Here is a 25,877-nt window from a genome sequence, read left to right as displayed (position 1 = left end):
CCAGCGGGAAAAGCGCGTCCAGGTGAGACCCCGCAGGAGCTTGCGACGAGGAGCTCACGGACCGCCCGCGGAAAGCGTCCGCCTGCAACGGAATCTCCTAGATGTTATTTTGAACGACTTGTCGTTCAAGAACTCGCTAAGAGATGATTAATAGACTTTTTCATCTGCCTCTTGACTGGAGAGGTGTCTTTGACTTATTTTTAAAGAAGTGCTTTTTAGAGAGGAGTAATATTAAATGAAAATAGCAGTAATAGGTGCAATGGAACAAGAAGTAGAATTATTAAGAAGTGAAATTAAGAATGCAGAAACAAAAATAATCGCGAACAGTGAATTTACTGTTGGTACATATAAAAACCATGAGGTAATTTTACTTAAGAGTGGAATTGGTAAAGTAAATGCAGCGATGACTACTACCATTTTATTAAACGAATTTAAACCTGATTATGTTATTAATACGGGTTCAGCAGGTGGTTATGATCCAAACTTAGAGGTAGGAGCAATTGTTATTTCGGATGAAGTAAGACACCATGATGTAGATGTTACAGCATTTGGTTATGAGATAGGTCAAGTGCCACAGCTACCTGCTGCATTTAAAGCAAATGTACACTTAATGGAACTTGCAGAAGCAGCCGTAAAAGAAATAGGAGAACATCAAACAGCAACTGGATTAATTGCAACTGGTGATATTTTTATGCATAATCCAGAAAAAGTGGAAATTGTTCGACAAAACTTCCCACAAATGAAAGCATGTGAAATGGAAGCAGCTGCAGTTGCACAAGTTTGTCATCAATTCGATGTACCTTTTGTCGTAATTCGTGCATTATCAGATATCGCTGGGAAAGAGTCTTCTGTTAGTTTCGATGAGTTCTTACCAGTTGCAGCTAAACACTCAACTCAAATTGTATTACATGTTATCGAGAGAATATCCTAACTTGTCATGAATTAGACAAACCCCTTAAATATTTTCATATTAATAATTATTTAAATATATGCTATGATGATAGCATCAAGCGCTTTCATATTGTAATAGGGGGAGATCGAATGATTTTTATTATGGCTATGTCTATTTTAATTACTGCAGTATTGGCATTTGTGATGATAGCAGAGACAAGCGAAGATTAAATTCCTCTAAGCTCTTTTGGTGTTCGATACATCAAAAGAGTTTTTTTCATGAATATAATATTGGTACAGTTTAACGAGAGCACGTTTTTCGATTCGTGAGACGTAACTCCTAGATATCTTCAACTGTTTGGATATTTCTTTTTGTGTCATTGGCTCATGACCTAGTAAGCCATATCGACGAACGATAATTTCTAACTCTCGTTTTTCTAATTGAGACAAATGTGTATATAATCGATTTGTATCTTCTTCGTCAACAAGTTGTTCATCCGTACTTTTATCGATTCCTTGAAGTAAATCAGTTATTTCTAACGAATGGCCGTCTTTATCCATTCCGATTGGCTCATGTAAAGAAATGTCTTTTTGTACTTTTTTTAATGATCGTAAGTACATAAGAATTTCATTTTCAATACACCTTGCAGCATACGTTGCTAATTTCGTCTTTTTCGTAGGCGTGTAGCTATTTACAGCTTTCATCAAACCAATTGTACCAATGGAAATATAATCGTCTAAGAGCTCATGTTTTGGATGAAATTTCTTGACGACGTGAGCAACGAGGCGCATATTACGTTCGATGAGTTCATCTCTTGCGGATAAGTCTCCGTCTAAAAAACGCTCAATCATCACTTTTTCTTCTTCTGGAGTAAGTGGTTGATGGAACGCCTGACCTTTTAAGTATCCTAGAACAAGTGGAAGATCTGAGATGATGCCGATAAAAGCAGTCAAAAGACCAGAGATTATGTTCACCTCCATCTAGTTATAAGCTTAGTATATGTCGAAAAAAGGTAGAATATGAAAAAAACGACTGCAATGGCAGTCGCTTCAGAGGTTTAAATTATTTGAAAAGTACGGTGAGCTCTTATACTTTTCGTAAAGTAAATGTGCTAATCATTAACAAAGATAAAATGATAAATAAAAACATGTAGGTTACAGAAGGAACAAAATTAATTGCAAAATAAGATAGTGTTAATATGACACCAGCAACTGTAATTGGAAGGCCAGTAAAAAATCCATTAGGTTCAGAAACATTAAATCTAGCAAGTCTAAATGCACCACATGCTATATAAATGACAGTCATAATCATTCCAGTAACACTATATTCGTTCAAAATTAATGCATACATTAACAATGCTGGAGCTACACCAAAAGAAATGATATCGCTCATGGAATCGAGTTGTTTTCCTAATTCTGATTCTAGATTAAATTTTCTTGCAACCATACCATCAAATCGATCTAATAAACCTGCTATAAATATAAATAACACACTGAACGTGTAATGTTCATTCATTGTTGCCATAATTGCTGCCCCACCAAATGCAAGATTACAAATGGTAAGCATATTGGCTGCATGTGATTTCAATTTTTTAACTGTTTGAGTCATAGCATTGGGTAAATACATTGCAAATCACTCCTTTACAAATAATATATCTATTCATTATACTTCGAGTAAGCAAAAATTGTAAGTTATTTTTCATAGGGAGACTAAAATGAGAGAAAAATTATATCAATCAATGATCGAATTAACAAATGGGAAATGGTCGTCATCCATGATTAAAGCATTTTCACAGTCAAAAATGAGTAAAAAATTTATACCCTCTTATATTAAATATTTTAATATTAAAACTCAAGAAGTAATCCGTCATGTCGATGATTTTTCTACATTGCATGATTTTTTTATTCGGGAAGTGAAAGAGGACAGTAGACCATTAGATGATTCGCCATCTAGTGTTATAAGTCCCGTAGATGCAACGATTGAAACTTTCGGCGATATTACGTCCGAAGGGATTTTTTTCGTAAAAGGAAAAGCGTATACACTACATGATATGCTAGGATCACAAAAAATAGCTAAAGAATATGAAAATGGGAAATACATGATTCTCTATTTAAGTCCAGCTGAATATCACCGTATTCACGCACCAGTTGATGGCAAAGTGAAGCGTCAATTTGTCCTCGGAAAAAAATCCTATCCAGTCAATAAATGGGGACTTCAATATGGGAAAGAAACAATTAGTGGGAACTATCGTTTGCTAACAGAACTTCATATGCCAAATGGAAAACACTGTTTCCATATCAAAGTAGGGGCAATGTTTGTCAATTCTATCGAACTTACGAATACTTCGCAGGAGTGGAAAAAAGGTGAAGAAGTTGGCTATTTCTCGTTTGGTTCTACAGTAGTTATGCTGTTTCAGGAGAATAGTATCGAGTTTTCGAGTCATGTAAAACCTCGGAATTTTGTGCGAATGGGTGAGATCGTAGCAACTATGCTATAATCGTTAGAGAAAATGCGTCGAATTGGAGTGTTAATCTTTGTATTCAAATTTTATACCAAGTGAATTTGTAAGAAGTGTCTTTCACATTACGCCGGAAATGTTAAAAGAGAAAGGCGTTACAGCGATTATTACAGATCTGGATAACACATTAGTGGAGTGGGATCGCCCAGATGCAACACCTAAATTAATCGAATGGTTTGTTGGAATGAAAGCTGCGGGAATTCAAGTGACGATTGTTTCCAATAACAATGAATTGCGAGTGAAATCATTCGCAGACCCACTTGGAATCCCTTTTATTTTCAAGGCTCGAAAACCACTCGGGAAAGCTTTCCTACAGGCGTTAAATACCATGTCTGTGAAAAGAGAAGAAGTTGTTGTAATTGGTGACCAACTTTTAACGGATGTTTTTGGAGGAAATCGACAAAAACTCCATACGATTTTGGTGATTCCAGTCGCAAAATCGGATGGATTTGTCACAAAGTTCAATAGAATGGTTGAACGAAGAATTTTTAGTTACTTGGAAAAAAAAGGTCAAGTGACATGGGAGGAAGAAGCGTGACAGAAGCACCAAAATGTATCGGTTGTGGTACAACGATTCAAACAGAAGTAGTAGGAGAACCTGGTTATGCACCTGTTTCTTCATTAGAAAAAGAGGATATTATTTGTCAGCGTTGTTTTCGCCTGAAAAATTACAATGAATTACAACCCGTCTCATTGACAGATGATGATTTCTTACGTATTTTAAACGGCTTAGGGACACAAAAAGGTTTAATCGTGAAGATCGTCGACATATTTGATTTTAACGGTAGTTGGCTACCAGGATTGCATCGTTTTGTAGGGAATAATCCCATCTTATTAATTGCCAATAAAGCGGACTTGTTACCGAAATCTGTAAAGAAAAACAAAGTAATTAACTGGATGAAACAAGAAGCGAAGAAGTTAGGCTTATCTCCGATCGATGTGTTGTTTGTTAGTGCACATAAAGGAACAGGTATGCCGGAAGCAATGGAAGCAATTGAACACTACCGAAAAGGTGAAAATGTGTATGTCGTTGGATGTACAAATGTAGGGAAATCTACGTTTATCAATCGTATTATTAAACAAGCTACTGGAGAAGATGCGGTCATTACTACATCTCATTTCCCAGGTACGACACTTGATATGATTGAAATTCCATTAGATGATGAAAAATCATTGTACGACACACCAGGTATTATTAATCACCATCAAATGGCGCATTATTTGGATCCAACGGAGCTTAAATTCATTACGCCAAAGAAAGAAATTAAGCCAAAAGTTTTCCAACTCAACAGTGAGCAGACGCTATATTTAGGTGGATTATCTCGTTTTGATTTTATTAAAGGGGATCGCGCAGCCTTTACTTGTCATATTGCGAATGATATTTTGATTCATCGTACAAAGCTCGAAAATGCAGATAATTTATATAAAGAACATAAAGGTAAGCTACTATCCCCACCTTCGGAACAGTTTGTTGACCAGTTCCCACCTTTAGTCCGCCATGAATTTAAGATTAAAGATCCAAAAACAGATATCGTATTTTCTGGTCTTGGTTGGATCACAGTGCAAAACGGGGGCGTAATTGTTGCAGCTCATGCACCTGCTGGCGTAGAGGTTTCCGTTCGCCCGTCGCTTATTTAGGAGGAATTGGAATGAAAAAATGGTTTGCGGTTATAGGAAATCCTATTGCACATTCACTTTCTCCATATATGCATGACACATGGCTTCAAGAGCTGGAAATAGAAGCAACGTATATTCCAATTCATGTAGAAGAAGGAAAGCTAGAAGTGGCTGTACAAGCTTTAAAGCTTCTCGGTTGCAGCGGTTGGAATGTGACCGTACCGTATAAAGAAGCAATTATTCCTTTTTTAGATGAAATTGATGAGTCTGCTATACACATTGGAGCAGTAAATACGGTTGTGAAAACAGTAGATGGTAAATTTGTTGGCTACAATACGGATGGGTTGGGTTTTATCCAATCCCTCGGCCCTATTAAAGCAAAGGATCGTATCTTAATGCTAGGTGCAGGTGGTGCAGCAAGAGGTATTGTCCATGCGTTCAAGCAAAGAGGCTTTAAAAATATTGCTATTGCAAATCGCACGTATGCGAATGCAGAAAAACTGGTGGAAGATTTACAAATTGGACAAGCATTGACTTTACAAGCGGCAGAAGACAATTTAGAACTATTTGATATTATTGTTCAAACGACTTCATTAGGTATGAAAAGCAACTCAACAACGTTACCAATTCAGCTAAATAAAATAAAAGAAGATGCAATTGTTGCAGATATTGTATATAATCCTTTAGTTACCCCATTTTTAGAGGATGCCGAAAAATACAATGTTCGAACAATTAATGGCCTAGGCATGCTTGTTCATCAAGGAGCACTAGCCTTTTCATATTGGAATGAATTGAATCCAGATTCAGATGAAATGATTTTAAGATTGACAGAGCAATTAGGAGGAAATTATGTTAACAGGTAAACAAAAAAGATTTTTACGTAGTCAAGCACATCATCTATCCCCAATTTTTCAAGTTGGAAAAGGCGGCGTCAATGATGCAATGGTGAAGCAAATTGGTGAAGCGTTAGAAGTACGTGAATTAATTAAAATTAGTATTTTACAAAACTGCGAAGACGAGAAGCAGGAAGTGGCAGTTGCTCTTGCTAAAGGAACGAAGGCTGAGCTAGTGCAATTGATTGGTTTAACCGTTGTTTTATACAAACCGTCGAAAAATAATAAACGAATCGAGCTTCCAAAAGCGAGCCGTGCATGAGTAAAAAAGTAGGGATTTTAGGTGGAACATTTAACCCACCGCATATTGGTCATTTAATCATTGCAAATGAAGTGTTGCATGCATTGAATCTAGATGAAGTAAGATGGATGCCAAATGCAACCCCTCCACATAAACAAATGGACGAGCGTGTGACAGCTAGCCAACGATTAAAAATGGTAGAACTTGCAATGGAAGGAATCCCCTATATGTCAGTTGAATTAATAGAACTTGCACGTGGAGGAACTTCTTATACTTTTGATACGGTGGAACTTTTGCAAAAGCGAGAGCCTGAGACGGAGTTTTTCTTCATCATTGGTGGAGATCAAGTGGAGTATTTACCTAAGTGGTATCGTATTGATGAACTTGTAAAAAAAGTGCAAATTGTCGGTGTATCTAGACCAAATACGACAATTGAATCAGCATATCCTATTATTACATTGGAGATCCCTCAAATTGATTTATCTTCTACCCTCGTTCGAAATCGACTGATGAATGGAGAAACAACTAAGTTTCTAATTCCTGATGTTGTGAGAGATTTCATCCAAAAGGAGAAGTTATATGAAATTTGATCATGTATTGAAGCAGATGAAAGATCGTATGCCTGAAAAGCGATATATTCATACAAGAGGTGTCGCACTGACGGCAATTCATCTAGCAGAGAAATATGGGGAAGATACATCGAAGGCAGAAATTGCAGGTATCTTGCATGATAGTGTAAAATATGCAGATAAAGAATGGTTAAGAGCAAAGATTCTTTCTGAGAAGATGGATCCAACTCTATTGAATTTCCACCATGAGCTTTGGCATGCGCCGGTCGGAAGCTATGTAGCAAAAAATGAATTTAACATTGATGATGAAGATGTTTTGCAGGCTATAAAGTATCATACAACTGGTCGTGCAAACATGTCCCCTCTAGAGAAAATCATTTACATCTCCGATATGATTGAGCCAAGCCGCAATTTTCCAGGAGTGGACCTTCTACGAGAAAAAGCAGAAAAAGATTTAGAAGATGCAATGATTAGTTGCATCCACCACAGTATTACATTTTTGATAGGAAAAAAACAGCCGGTATTTCCGGATTCATTTCATTGTTACAATGATTTGATACAAAAGAGAGGAAAAGTGAAAGAATGACTTCTACACAATCATTAGTAGAGATTGCTTATAAAGCAGCAGACGATAAACGCGCGGAGGATATCGTAATATTAAATATGCAAGGAGTATCTTTACTTGCAGATTATTTTTTAATTTGCCATGCGAACTCGGATCGTCAAGTTCAAGCGATTGCTAAAGAGCTATCAGAGCAAGCACTTATCGCGGGATATAATGTGAAACGACTAGAGGGCTTCGATGAAGCAAGATGGATTTTAGTAGATATGGGCGATGTTGTGGCACACGTATTCCACAAAGACGAGCGTTCATATTATAACCTAGAACGACTTTGGGGAGATGCACCAATGATCGAAGTTGGGCAAGACGCATAATGTCCACTTACGACCAGTTTGCCTTTATTTATGATTCGTTAATGGCGGATATTCCGTATGTAAAGTATGCAGAATGGGTGCAATATCATGCACCTGTAACTGCAGGGAAACGATTAGTCGATATCGGCTGTGGTACCGGCGTTTTAAGTGTTCATTTTGCGAAAGCTGGTTACGAAGTAATTGGTGTGGATTTATCGGAATCGATGTTAACGGTTGCGCAAAATCGAAGTTTGGAGAATAATACGGTGATTTCTTTTATCTGTCAGTCAATGGCTGAAATGGATGGAATCGACGGTGTGGATGTGGCAGTAATTGCGATTGATTCCCTTAATTATCTCGAGACTTTTGGAGAAGTGGAACAAACTTTTCAACAAATTTTTGCTGCGTTAGCTACAGATGGTCAATTATTTTTTGATGTTCATTCACTTTATAAAATGGATGTCATTTATCCTAATGGTCCATTTACGTATGAAGACGAGCAAGTGGCGTATATTTGGCATACCGAACAAGGTGAAGACGAACATTCTATTTATCATGATATTACATTTTTCGTTCGAGATGATACTGGCTACTATGAACGCTTTGAGGAATCTCATTACCAAAGAACGTACCCCGTGGAAGCATATGTTGACTTGTTAAAACAAGTTGGGTTCTCCTCTGTCACTATTTCTACCTCTATTTTTGGGGAGCAGGAAGAAGGGGCAATTGAACGCTATTTTATCCATGCAGTAAAATAAACTCTTTTCAACGAGAGGTAAATTTAGTATAGTTTCTATAACTCCATATAATTTACCTCTTTTCGAAAGAGGCTGATACTCCTGATCCGCATGTTAGTCCAGAAATACAAGAAAAAACTGTTGCTCCCAACAACGGTAATAGCGATTATATTATTTTTCGTTATTCAAGCCCAAATGGAATCAGCATCCCCCACAGCTGATCTAATTCAACCTCTCCCTACCAATGAATCCTATACCGAACAAGAAGAAACAACTGAATATATAGAAGATACGACCATTTATGTCGAAGTGAAAGGTGCTGTTCATAAGCCAGGAGTTTATGAACTATCCGAAGGAGATCGAGTATTAACGGCGATCGAACTAGCTGGAGGTTATTTACCGGCGAGTAATAGTAAAAATATTAACCATGCGCAAAGAGTAGAAGATGAAATGGTTATTTATGTGCCGATAGAAGGAGAAGAAGTAGAGGAACTTTCTTCATCGCCAGATCAAAAGTCCAGTCTTGTTAATATTAATAAAGCAGAAGTAGCGATGCTAACTACTTTACCAGGAATTGGCCCTGCAAAAGCTGATGCTATTATTGCTTATCGAGAAGATGTTGGAGGCTTTAAGGAAAAACAAGATTTAATGAAAGTAACCGGCATCGGACAAAAAACCTTTGAAAAATTAGAACCACTTATTACAGTAAAGTAATCATAAGTTATATTGAAGTTTTTTCGACAAACTACTAAACTAAGGGAAGTAATATATTTGGGAGGTAGTTATATGGAGCGAATTACATGGGATCAATTTTTCATGGCGCAAAGCCATTTACTTGCATTAAGAAGTACTTGTACTCGTTTAGCGGTTGGTGCAACAATTGTACGGGATCGTCGAATTATGGCAGGTGGATACAATGGATCCATTTCTGGTGGAGACCACTGTATAGATCATGGATGCTACGTGGTAGATAACCATTGCGTGCGGACAATCCATGCAGAAATGAACGCCTTGTTGCAATGTGCGAAATATGGAATTACGGTAAGTGGAGCAGATTTATACGTGACACATTTTCCGTGTTTACCATGCACTAAATCAATTATTCAAGCTGGGATTTCGCGTCTATATTATGCGCAAGACTACAAAAATAACACTTATGCGATTGAATTGCTAGAAAAAGCAGGAGTGGAAGTAATTCATGTGCCATTTGATGACCGTAAAATTGATTTCTTAAGTGATGAAAAAATTGCACTTTACATGGAGCTTATAACAAAGCTGCGTGAGAAAGGGGCAAGTAGTGAAGAATTGGCACCTTATGAAACGAAGGTGGCTGAATTATTCGGTTTATAACTATTCAAGGTAATCTTATATATCTAGCTTTATCTATTGTAATAGCTACAGTTGCAGCTTATGAATCGGTAAGGCTATTACTTCTATTTCTCATGCTATGTAGTTGGTTAATATATAAACAAAAGCATGTACTATTTATTATTGGAACTCTTCTATTTGGAATGCTTTCGTATGCATACGTTGGAGCGGTAATTCCTCAACCAGCAAAAGAAGGGAATGTAACGAACCTAACATGGACAGACGTTTACCGAATAAATGGAAGTTATATCAGAGGTTTTGCCATTTCAGATGAAAATGAAAAATGGTATGTACAGTTGAAAATAAAATCTGAACAGGAAAAACTAGCTCTTATGAATACCTCCCTCGCGGGTATGATTTTCAAAGTAGATGCAAAAGAAGTTCCGAAAAGACCCATGTCCCACCAATATGCTTTTGAAATGGATCAGTATATAAAAAGTAACGGGGCGGTCGGACAAATACAAGTAGAACAGTATGAAGTGATTGGTAAAGTTGAAGGCTTCTTGGCTTATATGGCGGAGAAACGTTTTAAGATGAAGCAGCATATACAAAAAACTTTTCCTTTGTCTTTGCAGTCGGAAGCCGAAGCTTTATTGATCGGCAGTAGGGAACAAATGCCATCCGATACTCAAAATGCCTATCAAACGTTAGGTATCACGCATCTGTTTGCTATTTCAGGCCTTCATGTAGCATTAGTTGTGTTCCTTATATATGAGTTACTTATTCGTTTGGGTGTTCGAAAAGAAACTGCAAATTGGATTTTAATCATTTCTCTTCCGCTGTATGGTTTTATAGCAGGAGGGGCACCGTCTGTTTGGAGATCGGTCTCGGTTACTGAGATCGTATTAGTGAGTGTATTATGGAAGAAAAAACTCGCAATAGATGATGCATTTTCAATTAGTCTTATTGGTTTTATATGGCTCTCTCCTTGGGTAATCTTTCAATTGGGGTTTCAGTTGTCGTATTTAGCTGCCTTCTCTTTAATCTATTCGTCTATACTATTAAAACATAGTACTTCTTATCTTTTTCAATCGTTAGTAATTACTGCTGTATGTCAGCTGATTGTGTATCCCATTCTTATTTATCATTTTTATGAGATTTCTATTTCTTCCTTCCTCGCTAATTTAGTTTTTGTCCCTTTATTTTCTTTCATCATTTTGCCAATAAATCTCTTTTTCTTATTCCTTACCTCTATATCTACCTCTCTAAGTCATCTCCTATTTTTGTTATACGAGCCCATTCGTACTTTGCTGGGAAATTTTATAATGTATTTAGGAAGCTTACCTTATCAATTGTGGAATCCGATGAAACCTACGCTATTAATTGTATTTATTGCGTATATGAGTGTTATTTTCTTTTTTATTTCCATAGAGAGAAAGCAAAAGCGATTATTTAGTATCTTTCTTCTTTTATTGCCAATGATAACCATTCAACTTACCCCATATTTAGATTCATCCACCAAAATTACGTTTTTAAATGTTGGACAAGGAGATTGTATAGTCATTGAAATGCCTTATAGAAAAGAGGTGCTAATGATTGATACTGGTGGGTTGTTACGCTTCGAGCAAGAAGCTTGGAAGGATACAAAGGAAGCTTATGAGATTGGAAGGCAGATTGTTGTACCTTTTTTAAAAGGAAAAGGAATTACCAAAATAGATATGCTCGTCTTGACACACGCTGATGCCGATCATATGGAAGGGGCAGAAGAAATATTAAGAGAAGTGCAGGTAGAGGAAATTCATATTTCTCCAGGTTCACTGGACAAAGAAGTAATGAGGGACTTAAAGGAGGAAGTAGAGAAACAACAAATACCTATAATGGAAAAAAGAGCTGGAGATAAAATTGATTCAAACTATTTTCAACTGCAGTATATGTATCCATTTGATTCTGATTATGAAGGAAATAATGATTCGCTTGTCTTATCGATGAGAAATAATTATTTTCATGGATTATTTATAGGGGACTTGGAGATTCAAGGAGAGCTAGAATTAGTGGAGAAGTATCCAAAAACTTTAAAAGAGATTACGTTATTAAAAGTTGGGCATCATGGGAGTAAAACGTCTAGTGATGAATCTTTTTTAGCGTGGACCAATCCCAACATATCTATTATTATGGCTAGTTTTGATAATCGCTATGGTCACCCACATCCAGAAGTTGTTGAACGGCTAAATGATTTGAATATCCCTTTTTTACAAACGGGTAAAGACGGTGCAATAGAAGTAAAAGTGACGAAAAAAGGGGAGGTATTTGTTACTACCCCATAAAAAGGGAAAAGGGTTTTGCCTATAATAGACAAAACCCTTTTCAGTTATTATCGAGAAACAAACTCAATAACTACTGCAATTACAAACATAATTGTAAAAAATCCAAAGGAGACAGCGAAACCTACGCCTGAGTCGATCGCGTCGTTACGTTTCGACTGTACATTTTGTTCAAACTCGTTCATTGTTACCCCTCCTATTTCCACCTAATTATAAAGGAATGCCTATAAAAAATCTACATAGAATCTCTTCTTTTTCATTTTGCACTTACAATGTCACAAATTATTCACCTATTTTACGTTATAATAAAGTTTAACTATAAGTAGCAAGGAGATCTAGTATGATTTCAGATAAATGGGCACAAATAACAAACAATAATTTATCCGATGTGTATTTATTATATGGAACGGAAGCTTACTTTATTGAAGAGACATTGAAAAGAATTAAAAGACAGTTAAAGGCAAATGGAGAAGCAGAGGTTATTTCCTTTGATTTAGAAGAAAAAAATGTAGAAGAAGTAATGTATGAAGCAGATACTCTCCCTTTTTTCTCTGATAAAAAACTAGTCATTGCCAAAAATGCATTTTTCTTAAAAGCGACGGAAAAAGGAAAAGAGAAAATAATGCATGATACGACTGAATTAGAAAAATGGTTGCAGAGTCCTTCGCCAACGGCAGTTACCATTTTTATTGCACCTTATGAGAAGCTGGATGAACGAAAAAAAATAACGAAAGCAATGAAACAGTATGCAAATGTGATAGAAGCAATAAGTTTGCAAGCGCATGATTTAAAAACTTGGGTATTACATGAAGTTTCGACATATGGAAAAACAATGTCTGAAGAAGCAATTAATTGCTTGATTGAACTTGGAGGAACGAATTTAGTTCACTTACAAACGGAGTTAGTAAAAATAGCGACGTATATAGGGGAAGATCAAGAAATTGACGCAGATACAGTGAAGCAATTATTAGTTCGAACTTTAGAGCAGGATGTATTTACATTAGGGAACGCTTATCTAGCAGGAAATAAAAGCGAAGCAATTGAAATTTACCATGATTTGTTGAAGCGTAAAGAGGATCCATTGAAGTTAAATGCATTAATTGCCACACAAGTAAGACTAATGGTGCAAGTAAGCCATTTAAAGAAAAAAGGATACCATGCACAGCAAATTGCCAATCAGCTTAAGGTGCATCCTTATCGAGTGAAATTATTATTTGACAATCCAATGCTGCATAATGAACAAAAGCTACTTCGCACATTAAATGATATAGCGACAGTTGATTTGCAACTGAAAACATTAAGTATAAATCGTGAGAGAATTTTAGAGTTGTTTTTATTAAAATGAAATTGTGACTAAATATAGACAAATAAATAAAGACTGGCCGAATAGAATCGGACCAGTCTTCTTTAATTTACGCTTTTTTCATTAATTGAGCTTTCTTACGACTAGCTGCGTTTTTATGAATTAAACCTTTTGAAGCTGCTTTTTCAACTTGTTGAATTGCAGTTTTAATAAGTTCTTTTGCGTTTTCATCGTTATTAAGTGCAGCGTTATCAGCTTTTTTCACAGCAGTACGCATCGCTGATTTAGCTTTTGCATTTTGAGCGTTTAACTTCTCATTTGTCTTAACACGTTTAATTGCAGATTTAATGTTTGGCATACCTTTCACCTCCTAATAAGGTCTGAGATGATACATTTTTTGTTGAAACTGTATTATACAACAAGCATTATTTTAACAAACGAAAAAACAAATTGCAATATATAAATGCAAAGAATATTTACTTGACACATCGTGCAAACTAATTTGGAGGTGAATTTTATGTGGGGACGAACAGATTTGTTAGATGAATCGGAAGAAATGGTCAAACATCGAACAAAGGGAGAGAAAGACACTTTAAAAGAATCAGAAGGCATTATCTTTGAAGAAAGTCGAGAGGGTCCTGTATTAATAACATCTATTGAAGTAAACGAGGAAGGAGAAAAAAAGCTTGGAAAGAAAAAAGGGAAATATATTACGTTAACTGACTTGACTGTTAGCCCAGATGAGGAACAAAGCTTTCAAAACTTAGAAAAATTATTTACGCGTAAGTTGCAAGAGATGCATGAACATATTAAGTTAACCGAATCCTCTAAAATACTAATTATTGGGCTTGGGAATGCCACAATTACACCTGATGCTATTGGGCCTAAGGCAATCGAATACTTGCAAGGTTCGTCATTGACTCAGAATGAACAGGTTAAAGTAGTCATGTACGCACCAGGAGTGACCGGACAAACTGGATTTGAAACAAGTGATTTTATTGAAGCCATTAGCAAGGCGTTTCAACCAGATTTAATCCTTGTTTTAGATGCACTTGCTGCAAGGAATAGTGAACGACTATGTAAAACGATTCAGCTTACAAATACCGGTATTCACCCTGGGTCGGGTGTTGGAAATCAGCGAAAGGAAGTATCGGAAGAGGTGTACGGTGTTCCTGTTACAGCAATAGGAATACCCATGGTTGTCGACGGACCTGTCTTATATGCGGATGCAATGGAGCATGTTATTCATTATATTGCATCTAAGGTAGAGGAAAAAGGTAGGCCTTCATCTGCATTAGCAGTTACGCCGATGGTTTCAAGTAAAAAAACTTCCATAGATAAAACTGTTTTACAACCAATTTTCGGAGAATGGGTTACGTGGTCGACGGATGAAAAAAGAAAATTGTTTGAAGAAGTATTTGTCGGGAAAAATCCATCTTTATTTGTCACTCCAAAAGAAACAGATGCCTGGGTGGAACAATACGCTTATTTGCTTTCCTCCGGTTTAGAAACATGGATAACGGGTAGATGATGTCGTTCTAAAATTCCACTTCTCCACATACGATTGTGTGAGGAGAGTGGAACTTATGGCAAATTCCCTAAAGAATTTAACAAGCATTTTATTACTTTTATTTTTAGCTCCCATTATCATAGCGACAATCCAAGCGCCTCTTTTATCGGCACCAACAGAAGAAAAGAAAAAAGAGGACACGCCAGTAGTATATGCAGCACAATTAGAGGCCAAGCCAACTGTAGCAGAAATAATTGCACCTAAAAAAGCATTTGTTTATTTTACCCATTCGCACGAAGCCTTTCTGCCTATACTTGCTTCACAAGGAGAAAAAGTTGCAGTTTATCATCCTGCAAATAATATAACTTCCTTTCAAGATCAAATAAATGCTCAATTTGCATTTCATCAAATAGAAACACAGTTTTTAGAAAATCATAATCCAAAAGAGATGGATGATTATGCTACTGTCAGACCGCTTGTTCAGGATGCATTAACACATAATGAATATGATATTGTCTTAGATATTCACAGAGACTCAATGAAATCGAAAGTAACTACCCTTCAAACTGGAGAGGAAAGCTATGCGAAGATTATGTTCGTTATTGGAGGAGAACACGATAACTATAAATGGAATGAGCAACTTGCTAATAATCTCTCTGATGAATTAAATAAATTAGTACCCGGGATATCACGAGGAGTTATGGTTAAAGCCGGTAAAGGTGTTGATGGGGTATACAATCAAGACATCGCTAAAAATCTATTAGTGATGGAGCTCGGAGGTGTTGACAACACCGAACAAGAGTTAAATCGTTCCATCGCTATTTTAGCAAAAGCCATTTCTAATATGTACAATCAACAACTACCTTCTTAAAACAAAAAGTGATTGAGCGTAAAAAATGGGCCCACTGAAAAAATCTATTCTTAGCGAGTTCTTGAACGACAAGTCGTTCAAGAACTCGCTTTTTGGTTAAATATATCATCTAGGTGATTCCGTTGCAGGCGGACGCTTTCCGCGGGCGGTCCGGGAGCCTCCTCAGGCCAACAGGATGTTGGTCACAAAGGCGTTGCCACACGAGGTGGCGTTCTTAGCCTTTGTTCCTATGTGCGCTCCTGCGGGGTCTCACCTGGACGCGCTTTTCCCGCTGGAGTCGCCGCCTTCCACTCCAATCACCATCAAATAAATACTCTTTGAACAAAGCCGGTATCAAATGAAATAGTGGAAGAATTAGATTATTGTCGTCAAGTAATGGAAGTCGTAGAAACATATCGAAGTTGGCATATATGCCCTCTCTACAGGAAAAGGTCAATGTTTTAAAGAAGTGATTGAAGATTACGAAATGCAATTATGCTATTCAACAGATCTCGATGCCCATGTCTGGCATAAGAAGCGGATTCTTCTTTTTTAGCTTTAAAACACATACTGCGATGAGCGATGAACGTATTATTACAGCAGCAGTGGTGACAACAGGTTAAAAAAGTGACGGGCAATATCTACAAGAATTAATTGAAAAAAGTAAGGCAACGTGCATGGAAGTGGAAACGGTTATTGGCGATACAGCCTACTTAGGAAAAGACAATTAAATGATCACTTTGTTGATTGAAGCGGCAGGCGGCGACTCCAGCGGGATGAGTGAGACAGATAAGCCATCACAAACGACGCGTGCGGCGGTGATGGCTTATCGCTCACCCCGCGGAAAGCGTCCGCCTATAGCGGAAATCAACTATACTTTATTTCACTTAAAATAATATTTCTTTAGTTTCCTTTAATATTGTTAGTGTTTTTTTATGTAAATTGGAATTATGAAATTGATTCAAACAAAAGAAGAAATATTGATTGCACTTCCTGTTCAAACTGATGAATAACTCAGATTGTCTTACGAACAGAATTTTGGTAAGATTAAAGTCTGGCAAAAAAAGATGAAAATAACGAACAAATACATAGAAAAAATATTTTGAATAACAGACTTAATGATTATGCGTTACTTAGACGCGAGTTGTCTGTTATAATTCATAGTAGTTTAATTAGGAGTGAACAAGCATGAACAATGAAGATAGAATCGCGCGACAGAAGAAGATTCGTAATTTTTCCATTATCGCGCATATTGACCACGGAAAATCGACTTTAGCCGATCGTATTTTAGAAAAAACGAAAACATTAACTTCACGAGAAATGAAAGACCAATTGTTAGATTCCATGGACTTGGAGCGTGAAAGAGGTATTACCATAAAGTTAAATGCGGTTCAATTAACATACACTGCAAAAGACGGAGAAGAGTATATCTTTCATCTAATCGATACTCCTGGTCACGTAGACTTTACGTACGAAGTGTCTAGAAGTTTAGCAGCATGTGAAGGTGCAATTCTTGTAGTGGATGCAGCACAAGGAATTGAAGCCCAAACACTAGCAAATGTTTATTTAGCATTAGATAATGATTTGGAAATATTACCGGTTATCAATAAAATCGATTTACCTGCAGCCGATCCAGAACGTGTAAGAGGAGAAGTAGAAGAAGTAATTGGACTTGATGCTTCTGAAGCAGTGCTTGCATCTGCAAAAGCAGGAATCGGTATTGAAGAAATTTTAGAACAAATAGTTGAAAAAGTTCCTGCACCAACAGGGGATCCTTCCGCTCCTTTAAAAGCATTGATCTTCGACTCCCTATTTGACCCTTACCGAGGTGTAATTGTGTATATTCGAATTATGGAAGGTACAGTGAAACCAGGAGACACGATTAAAATGATGTCATCTGGTAAAGAATTCGAAGTCGTGGAAACAGGCGTATTTACACCAAAAACGACACAACGATCAGAGTTGACAGTTGGAGACGTAGGATTCTTAACAGCATCGATGAAACATGTAGGAGATTCCAGTGTCGGGGATACAATTACATTAGCCTCTAATCCTGCAGCAGAAGCGTTAGCTGGATATCGCAAAATGAACCCTATGGTATTCTGTGGATTATATCCGATTGATAACACGAAATACGTAGATTTACGTGATGCACTAGAAAAATTACAACTGAATGACTCTGCACTAGAGTTCGAACCAGAAACTTCTCAGGCGTTAGGCTTTGGGTATCGTTGTGGATTCTTAGGATTACTTCATATGGAAATCATCCAAGAGCGTATCGAACGCGAATTTAAAATTGATTTAATCACAACTGCACCAAGTGTTATTTATGACGTGAAGTTAACGAATGGTGAAGTAATCAAAGTAGACAACCCTTCTATGATGCCTGATGTGCAAAAAGTAGAAGCGATTGAAGAACCTTATGTAAAAGCATCGATTATGGTTCCGGAAGATTACGTTGGTTCTGTAATGGAACTATGCCAACGTAAACGTGGAAACTTTATCACGATGGATTTCTTGTCTAAGGCGCGTGTTAATATCATTTATGAGATTCCATTATCTGAAATCGTATATGACTTCTTTGATTCATTAAAATCAAGCACAAAAGGCTATGCATCTTTTGATTATGACTTGATTGGATACAAAGAATCGAAATTAGTGAAAATGGATATCTTATTGAATAGTGAAAAGGTAGATGCTTTAAGCTTTATCGTGCATCGTGATTTTTCTTACGAGCGAGGAAAACTAATCGTTGAAAAACTAAAAGCGTTGATTCCAAGACAACAGTTCGAAGTACCAGTACAAGCAGCAATCGGTCAAAAAATCGTTGCTCGTTCAACGATTAAATCGATTGGTAAAAACGTTTTAGCTAAATGTTATGGTGGAGATATTTCACGTAAACGTAAACTTCTTGATAAACAAAAAGAAGGTAAAAAGCGTATGAAACAAGTAGGGTCTGTTGAAGTGCCTCAAGAGGCATTTATGGCAGTACTCAAGATGGATGAGCCGAATAAATAAGAAAACCGGAAAGGGGGGCACTAGTAGCCTCCTTTTTCTTTTATCCAGCTATGACCTGTAGAAAAATCCTAGTTCAACTATCATTCAAGAAAATCAAACACTAGATGAAGTTGTGCTTTATATAGAAAGTAGGAATGATTATGGTAAGAGGCGTATATATACATATTCCTTTTTGTCATCAAATTTGTAATTATTGTGATTTCAATAAATTTTTCTTTCATAATCAACCTGTCGATGAATACATTGAATCTCTTGGTAAAGAAATGGCTTTATGGACAGATGATTTAAAAAAGGCAAAGATTGATACTATTTTTATCGGTGGAGGAACGCCTACTTCATTATCACTAGAACAATTAGAACGTTTATTTACACTCATCCACATGTATATTCCAATGGAACAAGTTATAGAATTCACATCGGAAGCAAATCCGGATGAAATCACGCTTGAGAAAATGCAACTTATGCGAAAATTTGGTGTGAATAGATTAAGTATGGGAGTGCAAACTTTTGATCAAGACTTGTTGAAAGTTCTTGGAAGAACACATTCCAATGAGCATGTTTATGAAGTGATTGAGTTCGCAAAACAAACAGATTTTCCATCTATAAGTATCGATTTAATGTATGGCTTACCAAATCAAACGATGGAACAGTGGAAAGCATCTTTACAAGAAGCTTTTCGTCTAAAGATCCCACATATTTCAGCCTACTCATTATTAGTAGAACCGAAAACAATTTTTTATAATTTATTATCTAAGGGAAAGCTATCGTTACCAGGAGAAGATTTGGAAGCGGAAATGTATGGCTATTTGATGGACGAGATGAAGCAGAACAGCTATCTACAATATGAAATAAGTAATTTTTCGTTGGAAGGCAAAGCTTCCCAACATAATTTACTTTATTGGAACAACGATGAATATATTGGATTGGGAGCAGGAGCACACGGTTATGTAAATGGTGTGAGATATTCTAATCACGGTCCTTTAAAAAAGTATATGCAAACAATCGATTCTGGTGAAAAACCACTGATGATGCAAAAAGAAGTAACACAGACAGAGAAAATGGAAGAAGAAATGTTTTTAGGATTGCGAAAAAATGCAGGGGTATCCTTAGTAAGATTTGAAGAAAGATACGGACAAACTCTCCCACAGGTGTACGGTGAACAATTGGAAGAATTGCTTCGAAAAGATTTAATCCTAATGGAAAATAACTTTGTAAAATTAACGACTCGTGGGCGCTTTATGGGAAATGAAGTGTTTCAATATTTTCTTAAATAAATGCCTCTGTTAAATTAGGCTGTTCGGCAGGTAACAACATGATCGCTTAACTTAGCTAAATAAATAAAACTAAATCGTTGACAGTTATCTATAGATTTGATAAATTTTATATGAGTATTAGCACTCTCTATAGACGAGTGCTAACAGAGGTGATGATCATGCTAACTAATCGGCAATTATTAATATTGCAAGTAACGGTAGATGATTTTATTGAAACCGCTCAGCCAGTGGGATCTCGCCAACTTTCGAAAAAGGAGGAAGTTTCATTTAGTCCTGCTACTATTCGAAACGATATGGCGGATTTAGAAGATATGGGTTTTTTAGAAAAAACGCATACATCGTCTGGCCGCGTCCCTTCAGAAAAGGGCTATCGTTATTATGTAGACAATTTGTTAACTCCCCAACGGATTACCAAAGACGAGATTAACCAGATTCGTTCTGTTTTTCAGGAACGGATGGTTGAGACGGAGCAAATAATTCGAAAATCGGCAAATATTCTTTCCGAATTAACGAATTATACCTCTATTATGTTAGGCTTAGATGTTAGAAAGCATCGTGTTAAAAGGTTTTCCATTGTTCCATTAACGGATGATTCCGCTGTTGCAATCATTGTGACAGATAGTGGGCATGTAGAAAATCGCGTATTTTCCATCCCGGAAAGTTTTACTGCATCTGACATTGAACGTATGGTTAATTTAATCAATGAACATTTAGTTGGTGTTCATTTACATGAGCTTCCAGCAAAATTAGATGCTGTCACATTATCGGTCTTGCGTCAAAACAGCGGTCGTTTAAATAATCTTCTAGGTTCATTAAACAAAGCGATGACAATCGAACATGAGGACAAAGTATACTACGGCGGAAAAATGCAATTGTTAAATCAACCTGAATTTAATGATTTAGAAAAAGCACGAAGTATCATGTATTGGATGGATCATGTAAATCAAATTCCAGGACTTTTCCATTTAGAGAAAAAGGGAATTCAAATTCGAATCGGTTCAGAAAATAACCAACTAGGAATGGAAGATTGTAGTATTATTACTGCGTCCTATGAAATTGGGGATGAACAGATGGGTTCAATTGCAATTATTGGGCCTACTCGTATGGATTACAAACGAGTTGTTTCCTTGCTTGACGTAATGAGTGGAGATCTATCTCGGGAATTGTCCAAAATATTACATGGCCATGGCCCACATGGATAAAGGAGAGTTGCTAGTAATGGAAAAAGAAAAAGATGAAGTAGTTGAAGAACAGGGAATATTGGAAGAACAACAAGAAACAGAAGCTACTGAAGTACTGGTAGAAGAAGAGATCGATGAATTGACACTTGTAAAGCAAGAACTTGACGAAGAAAAAGACAAAGCGATTCGTTTAAGAGCGGACTTTGAAAATTACAAACGTCGAGTTCAATTAGATAAGGAAGCCGATTATAAATATCGCGCCCAATCCGTATTAACGGATATTTTGCCAGTGCTTGATAATCTAGAGCGTGCCCTTGCGGTTGAAGCAACAACAGCAGAAGCTGTTTCTTTAACAAAAGGTGTAGAAATGGTTTACCGATCGTTATTAAGTGCAATTTCAAAAGAAGGCTTAGAGCCAATTGAAGCAGAAGGGGTTCCATTCGATCCTAATTTTCACCAAGCAGTTATGCAAGAAAAAGACGATTCTAAAGAATCTGGTATCGTGCTTCAAGAACTGCAAAAAGGGTATAAGTTGAAAGATAGAGTACTTCGCCCAACGATGGTTAAAGTAAACGAATAACAATCAATCTTTTGAAATGCAGTTTATATAATAAAAAAATATTAATGATATCTCATATATCAGTTATATATTAGGAGGAAAAACATATGTCTAAAATTATTGGTATTGACTTAGGAACAACAAACTCATGTGTATCTGTACTTGAAGGTGGAGAACCAAAAGTAATTCCGAATCCAGAAGGTAACCGCACAACTCCATCAGTTGTAGCATTCAAAAACGGCGAAAAACAAGTTGGGGAAGTAGCGAAGCGTCAATCTATCACTAACCCAAACACAATTGCATCTGTTAAACGTTTAATGGGTACAAATGAAAAAGTAACAGCAGAAGAAAAAGAATATACACCACAAGAAGTATCTGCAATGATTCTTCAATACTTAAAAGGATTTGCAGAAGAATATCTAGGAGAAAAAGTAACTAAAGCAGTAATTACTGTTCCTGCATACTTCAATGATGCTGAACGTCAAGCTACAAAAGATGCTGGTCGTATTGCTGGTCTTGAAGTAGAACGTATCATCAACGAACCAACTGCTGCTGCACTTGCATACGGTTTAGATAAAATGGACCATGATGAAAAAATTCTTGTATACGATTTAGGTGGCGGTACATTTGACGTATCTATCCTAGAACTTGGTGATGGCGTATTTGAAGTACTAGCAACTGCTGGTGATAACCGTCTAGGTGGAGATGACTTTGACCAAGTATTAATGGACTACTTAGTACAAGAGTTCAAAAAAGAAAACGGCATTGATTTATCAAAAGATAAAATGGCTATTCAACGTTTGAAAGACGCTGCTGAAAAAGCGAAAAAAGATCTTTCTGGTGTTACTTCAACTCAAATTTCACTTCCATTCATCACTGCAGGCGAAGCTGGACCACTTCACTTAGAAGTTACAATGACTCGTGCGAAATTTGATGATTTAACAGCTCACTTAGTAGAGCGTACAATGGTACCAACTCGTCAAGCAATGAAAGATGCTGGATTATCAGCTTCACAAATTGATAAAGTTATTCTTGTAGGTGGATCTACTCGTATTCCTTCTGTACAAGAAGCTATTAAGAAAGAAACTGGGAAAGAACCACATAAAGGAGTAAATCCTGATGAAGTAGTAGCAATGGGTGCTGCTGTTCAAGGTGGAGTTTTAACAGGAGATGTAAAAGACGTTGTTCTTCTTGACGTTACACCACTTTCTTTAGGTATTGAAACAATGGGGGGCGTATTCACGAAGTTAATTGAACGTAATACAACTATCCCAACATCAAAATCTCAAACGTTCTCCACTGCAGCGGATAACCAACCGGCAGTAGATATTCACGTATTACAAGGTGAACGTCCGATGGCAACTGACAACAAAACACTTGGTCGTTTCCAACTTGCGGATATTCCACCAGCACCACGTGGTGTTCCACAAATCGAAGTTACGTTTGATATCGACAAAAATGGTATTGTAAATGTTAAAGCGAAAGATTTAGGAACGCAAAAAGAACAAAATATTACAATCCAATCAAACTCTTCTCTTTCTGACGAAGAAATCGAACGTATGGTAAAAGAAGCGGAAGCGAACGCTGAAGCGGATAAAGTTCGTAAAGAAGAAGCAGAAGTGAAAAATGAAGCGGATCAATTAGTATTTATGACTGAAAAAACTCTAAAAGACCTGGAAGATAAAGTGTCTGAAGAAGAGAAAAAGTCTGCTGAAGATGCAAAAGAAGAGTTAAAAGCTGCACTTGAAGCTGGAAACCTAGAAGAAATCAAAACGAAAAAAGATAAATTAAATGAAATCGTTCAACAACTTACAATGAAGCTTTATGAACAAGCTCAAGCAGATGCTGCTAATGCAGGTCAAGCTGGTGGACCATCTGATGACGGTGTTGTCGATGCTGAATTTGAAGAAGTAAACGACGATAAAGACAAGTAAGAATGTTAACAGAAAAAGTCAAAGACCGTTTTCGGCTTTGGCTTTTTCAATGTTATATAAGATAATGGTAAAATTTCTATTTGTTTTGCTATTCGGATTTTGTCCATGTTACAATAATTTTTATGTGTACGTTAACAGAGCAGGAGAGTGAACTATGAATAAACGTGATTATTATGAGGTGCTAGGCGTTTCTAAAAGTGCTTCTCAAGATGAAATTAAAAAAGCTTATCGTAAGCTTTCTAAGCAATACCATCCCGATATTAACAAAGAAGCTAATGCAGAAGATAAGTTCAAAGAAATTTCGGAAGCATATGAGGTATTAAGTGACGAGCAAAAACGTGCGGGGTATGATCAATTTGGTCACGCTGGTCCAAATCAAGGCTTTGGTGGTGGATTTAGTGGTGGAGATGGCTTTGGATTTGAAGATATTTTCAGTTCGTTCTTCGGTGGCGGGGGTTCTCGCAGACGTGATCCAAATGCTCCGAGAAAAGGAAATGACCTTCAATATTCTATGACAATTGATTTTGAAGAAGCTGTTTTTGGGAAAGAAAAAGAAATTGAAATTGCCAAAGAAGAATCATGTGAAACATGTAAAGGTAATGGTGCTAAACCAGGCACGCATCCTGAAACATGTACACACTGTAATGGCAATGGTCAAGTGAATGTTACACAAGACACACCATTTGGTCGTATTCAAACTAAACGTGCTTGTAATCACTGTTCTGGAACTGGAAAAATGATTAAAGAAAAATGTTCTACTTGTTCTGGTAAAGGTACAGTTAATAAACGTAAAAAAATTAAAGTTACAATTCCTGCAGGTGTTGATGATGGTCAACAACTTCGCGTAAGCGGTCAGGGAGAACCAGGTGTTAATGGTGGTCCAGCTGGAGACTTATATGTTGTATTCCGAGTAAAAGCAGATCCTCGATTTGAACGTGACGGTGACGATATTTACTATGAACTTCCATTAACATTTGCTCAAGCGGCACTTGGAGATGAAATTGAAGTTCCAACGGTTCAAGGGAAAGTGAAACTAAAAATTCCTGCTGGTACTCAATCACAAACGCAATTCCGACTAAAAGGAAAAGGCGTAAAAAATGTTCACGGGTATGGCATTGGTGACCAACATGTTGTTGTCAAAGTTATTACTCCGAAAAAATTAACAGAAAAACAAAAGCAATTGCTACGCGAATTTGCCGAAATCAGTGGGGATATTCCTGAAGAGCAAGGTAGCTCATTATTTGATAAAATTAAAAGAACGATAAAAGGCGAATAAAGGAGTTGGCGCAAGTGAAATGGTCTGAACTATCCATTCATACTACGAATGAAGCAGTGGAGGCAATTAGTAATATTTTGCATGAAGCTGGTGCAAGTGGAGTAGTTATTGAGGATTCAGAAGAGTTAGTGAGAGAACGAGAAGATGTTTTTGGAGAAATCTACAGCTTAAATCCAGATGATTTTCCAGTAGATGGAGTTCGAATAAAAGCTTACTTAGCCAAAACAAGTTTTTTATTAGAAACAGTGGAAGAGATCAAACTTGCGATTAACAACTTACTAAACTTTAATATCGACCTTGGACATAATATTCTTACTATACAAGAAGTAGATGAAGAAGATTGGGCAACTGCATGGAAAAAGTATTATCATCCTGTGAAAATATCGAACCGTTTTACAATTGTTCCAACATGGGAAGACTATGAGCGTGTCAATTCAGATGAATTGATTATCGAATTAGATCCAGGGATGGCTTTTGGTACAGGTACTCACCCAACAACTGTTATGTGTTTACAAGCACTTGAAAAAACAGTACAGCCTAACTCAAGCGTGATTGATGTAGGCACTGGTTCTGGGGTACTTTCAATTGGAGCAGCTAAACTAGGCGCTACTGCTATCCATGCACTTGACTTAGATGAAGTAGCTGTTAAATCTGCAAAAGAAAATATTCAGCTAAATAAGGTAGAACACTTAGTGCAGGTAACTCATGGTAATCTACTAGATAATGTGAAAGAACAAGCAGACATTGTAGTGGCTAATATTTTAGCAGAAATTATTATGACTTTTACAGACGATGCATTTTCGATTGTTAAAAAAGGTGGATTATTCATCACATCCGGCATTATTGCAACGAAAAAAGAGGATGTTCGCAATTCCTTGCAGGAATCTGGCTTCGAAATAGAAGAAGTGATGATGATGGAAGACTGGGTAACAATCATTTCTAAGAAGCCTGTTCAATAAAG

General features: G+C 36.8%; 27 protein-coding genes and 1 pseudogene. 24 read left to right on the top strand and 4 right to left on the bottom strand.

Features of this window, described 5'->3' with window-relative positions; genetic code table 11:
* Positions 1–235 precede the first annotated feature (235 nt).
* Complete coding sequence (gene mtnN / locus MHB48_RS12950) at positions 236–931, top strand: 5'-methylthioadenosine/S-adenosylhomocysteine nucleosidase (protein ID WP_342598454.1); 696 nt, start codon at positions 236–238, stop codon at positions 929–931.
* Positions 932–1,128: 197 nt separating this feature from the next.
* Here mtnN and sigK read toward each other — a convergent pair whose 3' ends face one another.
* Positions 1,129–1,857 (bottom strand): RNA polymerase sporulation sigma factor SigK, encoded by a 729-nt coding sequence (sigK, locus tag MHB48_RS12945; protein WP_340925246.1) that lies wholly within the window; start codon positions 1,855–1,857, stop codon positions 1,129–1,131.
* A gap of 121 nt (positions 1,858–1,978) precedes the next feature.
* Positions 1,979–2,518: a CDP-diacylglycerol--serine O-phosphatidyltransferase gene (pssA, locus tag MHB48_RS12940; protein ID WP_342598453.1), complete on the bottom strand. Its 540-nt coding sequence runs from the start codon at positions 2,516–2,518 to the stop codon at positions 1,979–1,981.
* Between the two features lie 88 nt (positions 2,519–2,606).
* On the opposite strand from pssA, the gene MHB48_RS12935 reads away from it, so the two are divergent.
* The 12 genes from MHB48_RS12935 (at position 2,607) to MHB48_RS12880 (ending at position 12,014) form a co-directional block, all read left to right on the top strand.
* Entirely contained in the window at positions 2,607–3,389 is a 783-nt protein-coding gene (locus MHB48_RS12935; protein WP_342598452.1) for a phosphatidylserine decarboxylase, read from the top strand.
* A 97-nt stretch (positions 3,390–3,486) separates the two neighbouring features.
* Entirely contained in the window at positions 3,487–3,948 is a 462-nt protein-coding gene (locus tag MHB48_RS12930; protein WP_342601381.1) for a YqeG family HAD IIIA-type phosphatase, read from the top strand.
* Complete coding sequence (yqeH, locus tag MHB48_RS12925) at positions 3,945–5,048, top strand: ribosome biogenesis GTPase YqeH (protein ID WP_342598451.1); 1,104 nt, start codon at positions 3,945–3,947, stop codon at positions 5,046–5,048. Before MHB48_RS12930 ends, yqeH begins: the two co-directional genes overlap by 4 nt.
* An 11-nt stretch (positions 5,049–5,059) precedes the next feature.
* Positions 5,060–5,890 (top strand): shikimate dehydrogenase, encoded by an 831-nt coding sequence (gene aroE / locus MHB48_RS12920; protein ID WP_342598450.1) that lies wholly within the window; start codon positions 5,060–5,062, stop codon positions 5,888–5,890.
* A complete protein-coding gene (yhbY, locus tag MHB48_RS12915; RefSeq protein WP_342598449.1) occupies positions 5,877–6,182 on the top strand; it encodes a ribosome assembly RNA-binding protein YhbY in 306 nt (101 codons plus the stop codon). The genes aroE and yhbY overlap by 14 nt, the downstream gene beginning before the upstream one ends.
* Positions 6,179–6,751 (top strand): nicotinate-nucleotide adenylyltransferase, encoded by a 573-nt coding sequence (locus MHB48_RS12910; protein WP_342598448.1) that lies wholly within the window; start codon positions 6,179–6,181, stop codon positions 6,749–6,751. The genes yhbY and MHB48_RS12910 overlap by 4 nt, the downstream gene beginning before the upstream one ends.
* Positions 6,741–7,316: a bis(5'-nucleosyl)-tetraphosphatase (symmetrical) YqeK gene (yqeK, locus tag MHB48_RS12905; protein WP_342598447.1), complete on the top strand. Its 576-nt coding sequence runs from the start codon at positions 6,741–6,743 to the stop codon at positions 7,314–7,316. Before MHB48_RS12910 ends, yqeK begins: the two co-directional genes overlap by 11 nt.
* The gene (rsfS, locus tag MHB48_RS12900) at positions 7,313–7,666 is read left to right on the top strand and encodes a ribosome silencing factor (RefSeq protein ID WP_340921979.1); all 354 of its coding nucleotides are present in this window, start codon (positions 7,313–7,315) and stop codon (positions 7,664–7,666) included. Before yqeK ends, rsfS begins: the two co-directional genes overlap by 4 nt.
* Positions 7,666–8,403, top strand: a complete 738-nt coding sequence (locus MHB48_RS12895; RefSeq protein ID WP_342598446.1) for a class I SAM-dependent methyltransferase — start codon at positions 7,666–7,668, stop codon at positions 8,401–8,403. Before rsfS ends, MHB48_RS12895 begins: the two co-directional genes overlap by 1 nt.
* Before the next feature lie 120 nt (positions 8,404–8,523).
* Positions 8,524–9,096 carry a helix-hairpin-helix domain-containing protein gene (locus tag MHB48_RS12890; RefSeq protein WP_342598445.1) on the top strand — a complete coding sequence of 191 codons (573 nt, stop codon included), beginning with the start codon at positions 8,524–8,526 and terminating at the stop codon, positions 9,094–9,096.
* Between the two features lie 72 nt (positions 9,097–9,168).
* Entirely contained in the window at positions 9,169–9,732 is a 564-nt protein-coding gene (locus MHB48_RS12885; protein WP_342598444.1) for a ComE operon protein 2, read from the top strand.
* Positions 9,733–9,893: 161 nt separating this feature from the next.
* Positions 9,894–12,014 (top strand): DNA internalization-related competence protein ComEC/Rec2, encoded by a 2,121-nt coding sequence (locus MHB48_RS12880; protein ID WP_342598443.1) that lies wholly within the window; start codon positions 9,894–9,896, stop codon positions 12,012–12,014.
* A gap of 47 nt (positions 12,015–12,061) precedes the next feature.
* Here MHB48_RS12880 and MHB48_RS12875 read toward each other — a convergent pair whose 3' ends face one another.
* Complete coding sequence (locus MHB48_RS12875) at positions 12,062–12,196, bottom strand: YqzM family protein (protein WP_340921969.1); 135 nt, start codon at positions 12,194–12,196, stop codon at positions 12,062–12,064.
* A 155-nt stretch (positions 12,197–12,351) separates the two neighbouring features.
* Here MHB48_RS12875 and holA point away from each other — a divergent pair, with 155 nt between their 5' ends.
* Positions 12,352–13,356: a DNA polymerase III subunit delta gene (gene holA, locus MHB48_RS12870; protein WP_342598442.1), complete on the top strand. Its 1,005-nt coding sequence runs from the start codon at positions 12,352–12,354 to the stop codon at positions 13,354–13,356.
* A gap of 67 nt (positions 13,357–13,423) precedes the next feature.
* Here the strand turns inward: holA and rpsT are convergent, their stop codons facing one another.
* Positions 13,424–13,672 carry a 30S ribosomal protein S20 gene (rpsT, locus tag MHB48_RS12865; protein WP_340921965.1) on the bottom strand — a complete coding sequence of 83 codons (249 nt, stop codon included), beginning with the start codon at positions 13,670–13,672 and terminating at the stop codon, positions 13,424–13,426.
* A 159-nt stretch (positions 13,673–13,831) separates the two neighbouring features.
* Between rpsT and gpr the strand changes: the two genes are divergently transcribed.
* From gpr to prmA, 10 genes and pseudogenes are all read left to right on the top strand, one after another.
* Positions 13,832–14,845 (top strand): GPR endopeptidase, encoded by a 1,014-nt coding sequence (gene gpr / locus MHB48_RS12860; RefSeq protein WP_342598441.1) that lies wholly within the window; start codon positions 13,832–13,834, stop codon positions 14,843–14,845.
* A gap of 55 nt (positions 14,846–14,900) precedes the next feature.
* Positions 14,901–15,695: a stage II sporulation protein P gene (gene spoIIP / locus MHB48_RS12855; protein WP_342598440.1), complete on the top strand. Its 795-nt coding sequence runs from the start codon at positions 14,901–14,903 to the stop codon at positions 15,693–15,695.
* 487 nt (positions 15,696–16,182) lie between these two features.
* Positions 16,183–16,402: pseudogene (locus MHB48_RS12850) on the top strand (transposase); the annotation flags it as partial.
* 460 nt (positions 16,403–16,862) lie between these two features.
* Complete coding sequence (lepA, locus tag MHB48_RS12845; protein ID WP_342598439.1) at positions 16,863–18,692, top strand: translation elongation factor 4; 1,830 nt, start codon at positions 16,863–16,865, stop codon at positions 18,690–18,692.
* Between the two features lie 140 nt (positions 18,693–18,832).
* Positions 18,833–19,966 (top strand): radical SAM family heme chaperone HemW, encoded by a 1,134-nt coding sequence (hemW, locus tag MHB48_RS12840; RefSeq protein ID WP_342598438.1) that lies wholly within the window; start codon positions 18,833–18,835, stop codon positions 19,964–19,966.
* A 158-nt stretch (positions 19,967–20,124) separates the two neighbouring features.
* Positions 20,125–21,168, top strand: a complete 1,044-nt coding sequence (hrcA, locus tag MHB48_RS12835; RefSeq protein ID WP_342598437.1) for a heat-inducible transcriptional repressor HrcA — start codon at positions 20,125–20,127, stop codon at positions 21,166–21,168.
* Between the two features lie 16 nt (positions 21,169–21,184).
* On the top strand, positions 21,185–21,727 hold the full coding sequence (grpE, locus tag MHB48_RS12830; protein ID WP_342598436.1) for a nucleotide exchange factor GrpE: 543 nt from the start codon (positions 21,185–21,187) through the stop codon (positions 21,725–21,727).
* An 86-nt stretch (positions 21,728–21,813) separates the two neighbouring features.
* Positions 21,814–23,640: a molecular chaperone DnaK gene (gene dnaK, locus MHB48_RS12825; protein WP_342598435.1), complete on the top strand. Its 1,827-nt coding sequence runs from the start codon at positions 21,814–21,816 to the stop codon at positions 23,638–23,640.
* 154 nt (positions 23,641–23,794) lie between these two features.
* Positions 23,795–24,916: a molecular chaperone DnaJ gene (gene dnaJ / locus MHB48_RS12820; protein WP_342598434.1), complete on the top strand. Its 1,122-nt coding sequence runs from the start codon at positions 23,795–23,797 to the stop codon at positions 24,914–24,916.
* A gap of 14 nt (positions 24,917–24,930) precedes the next feature.
* A complete protein-coding gene (prmA, locus tag MHB48_RS12815) occupies positions 24,931–25,875 on the top strand; it encodes a 50S ribosomal protein L11 methyltransferase (protein ID WP_342598433.1) in 945 nt (314 codons plus the stop codon).
* Positions 25,876–25,877: the final 2 nt, after the last annotated feature.

Source organism: Psychrobacillus sp. FSL H8-0483 (genome assembly GCF_038637725.1).
Classification (GTDB): domain Bacteria; phylum Bacillota; class Bacilli; order Bacillales_A; family Planococcaceae; genus Psychrobacillus.
Note: the sequence above shows the minus strand (reverse complement) of the source record. Positions and strands in the feature narration are given on the sequence as shown.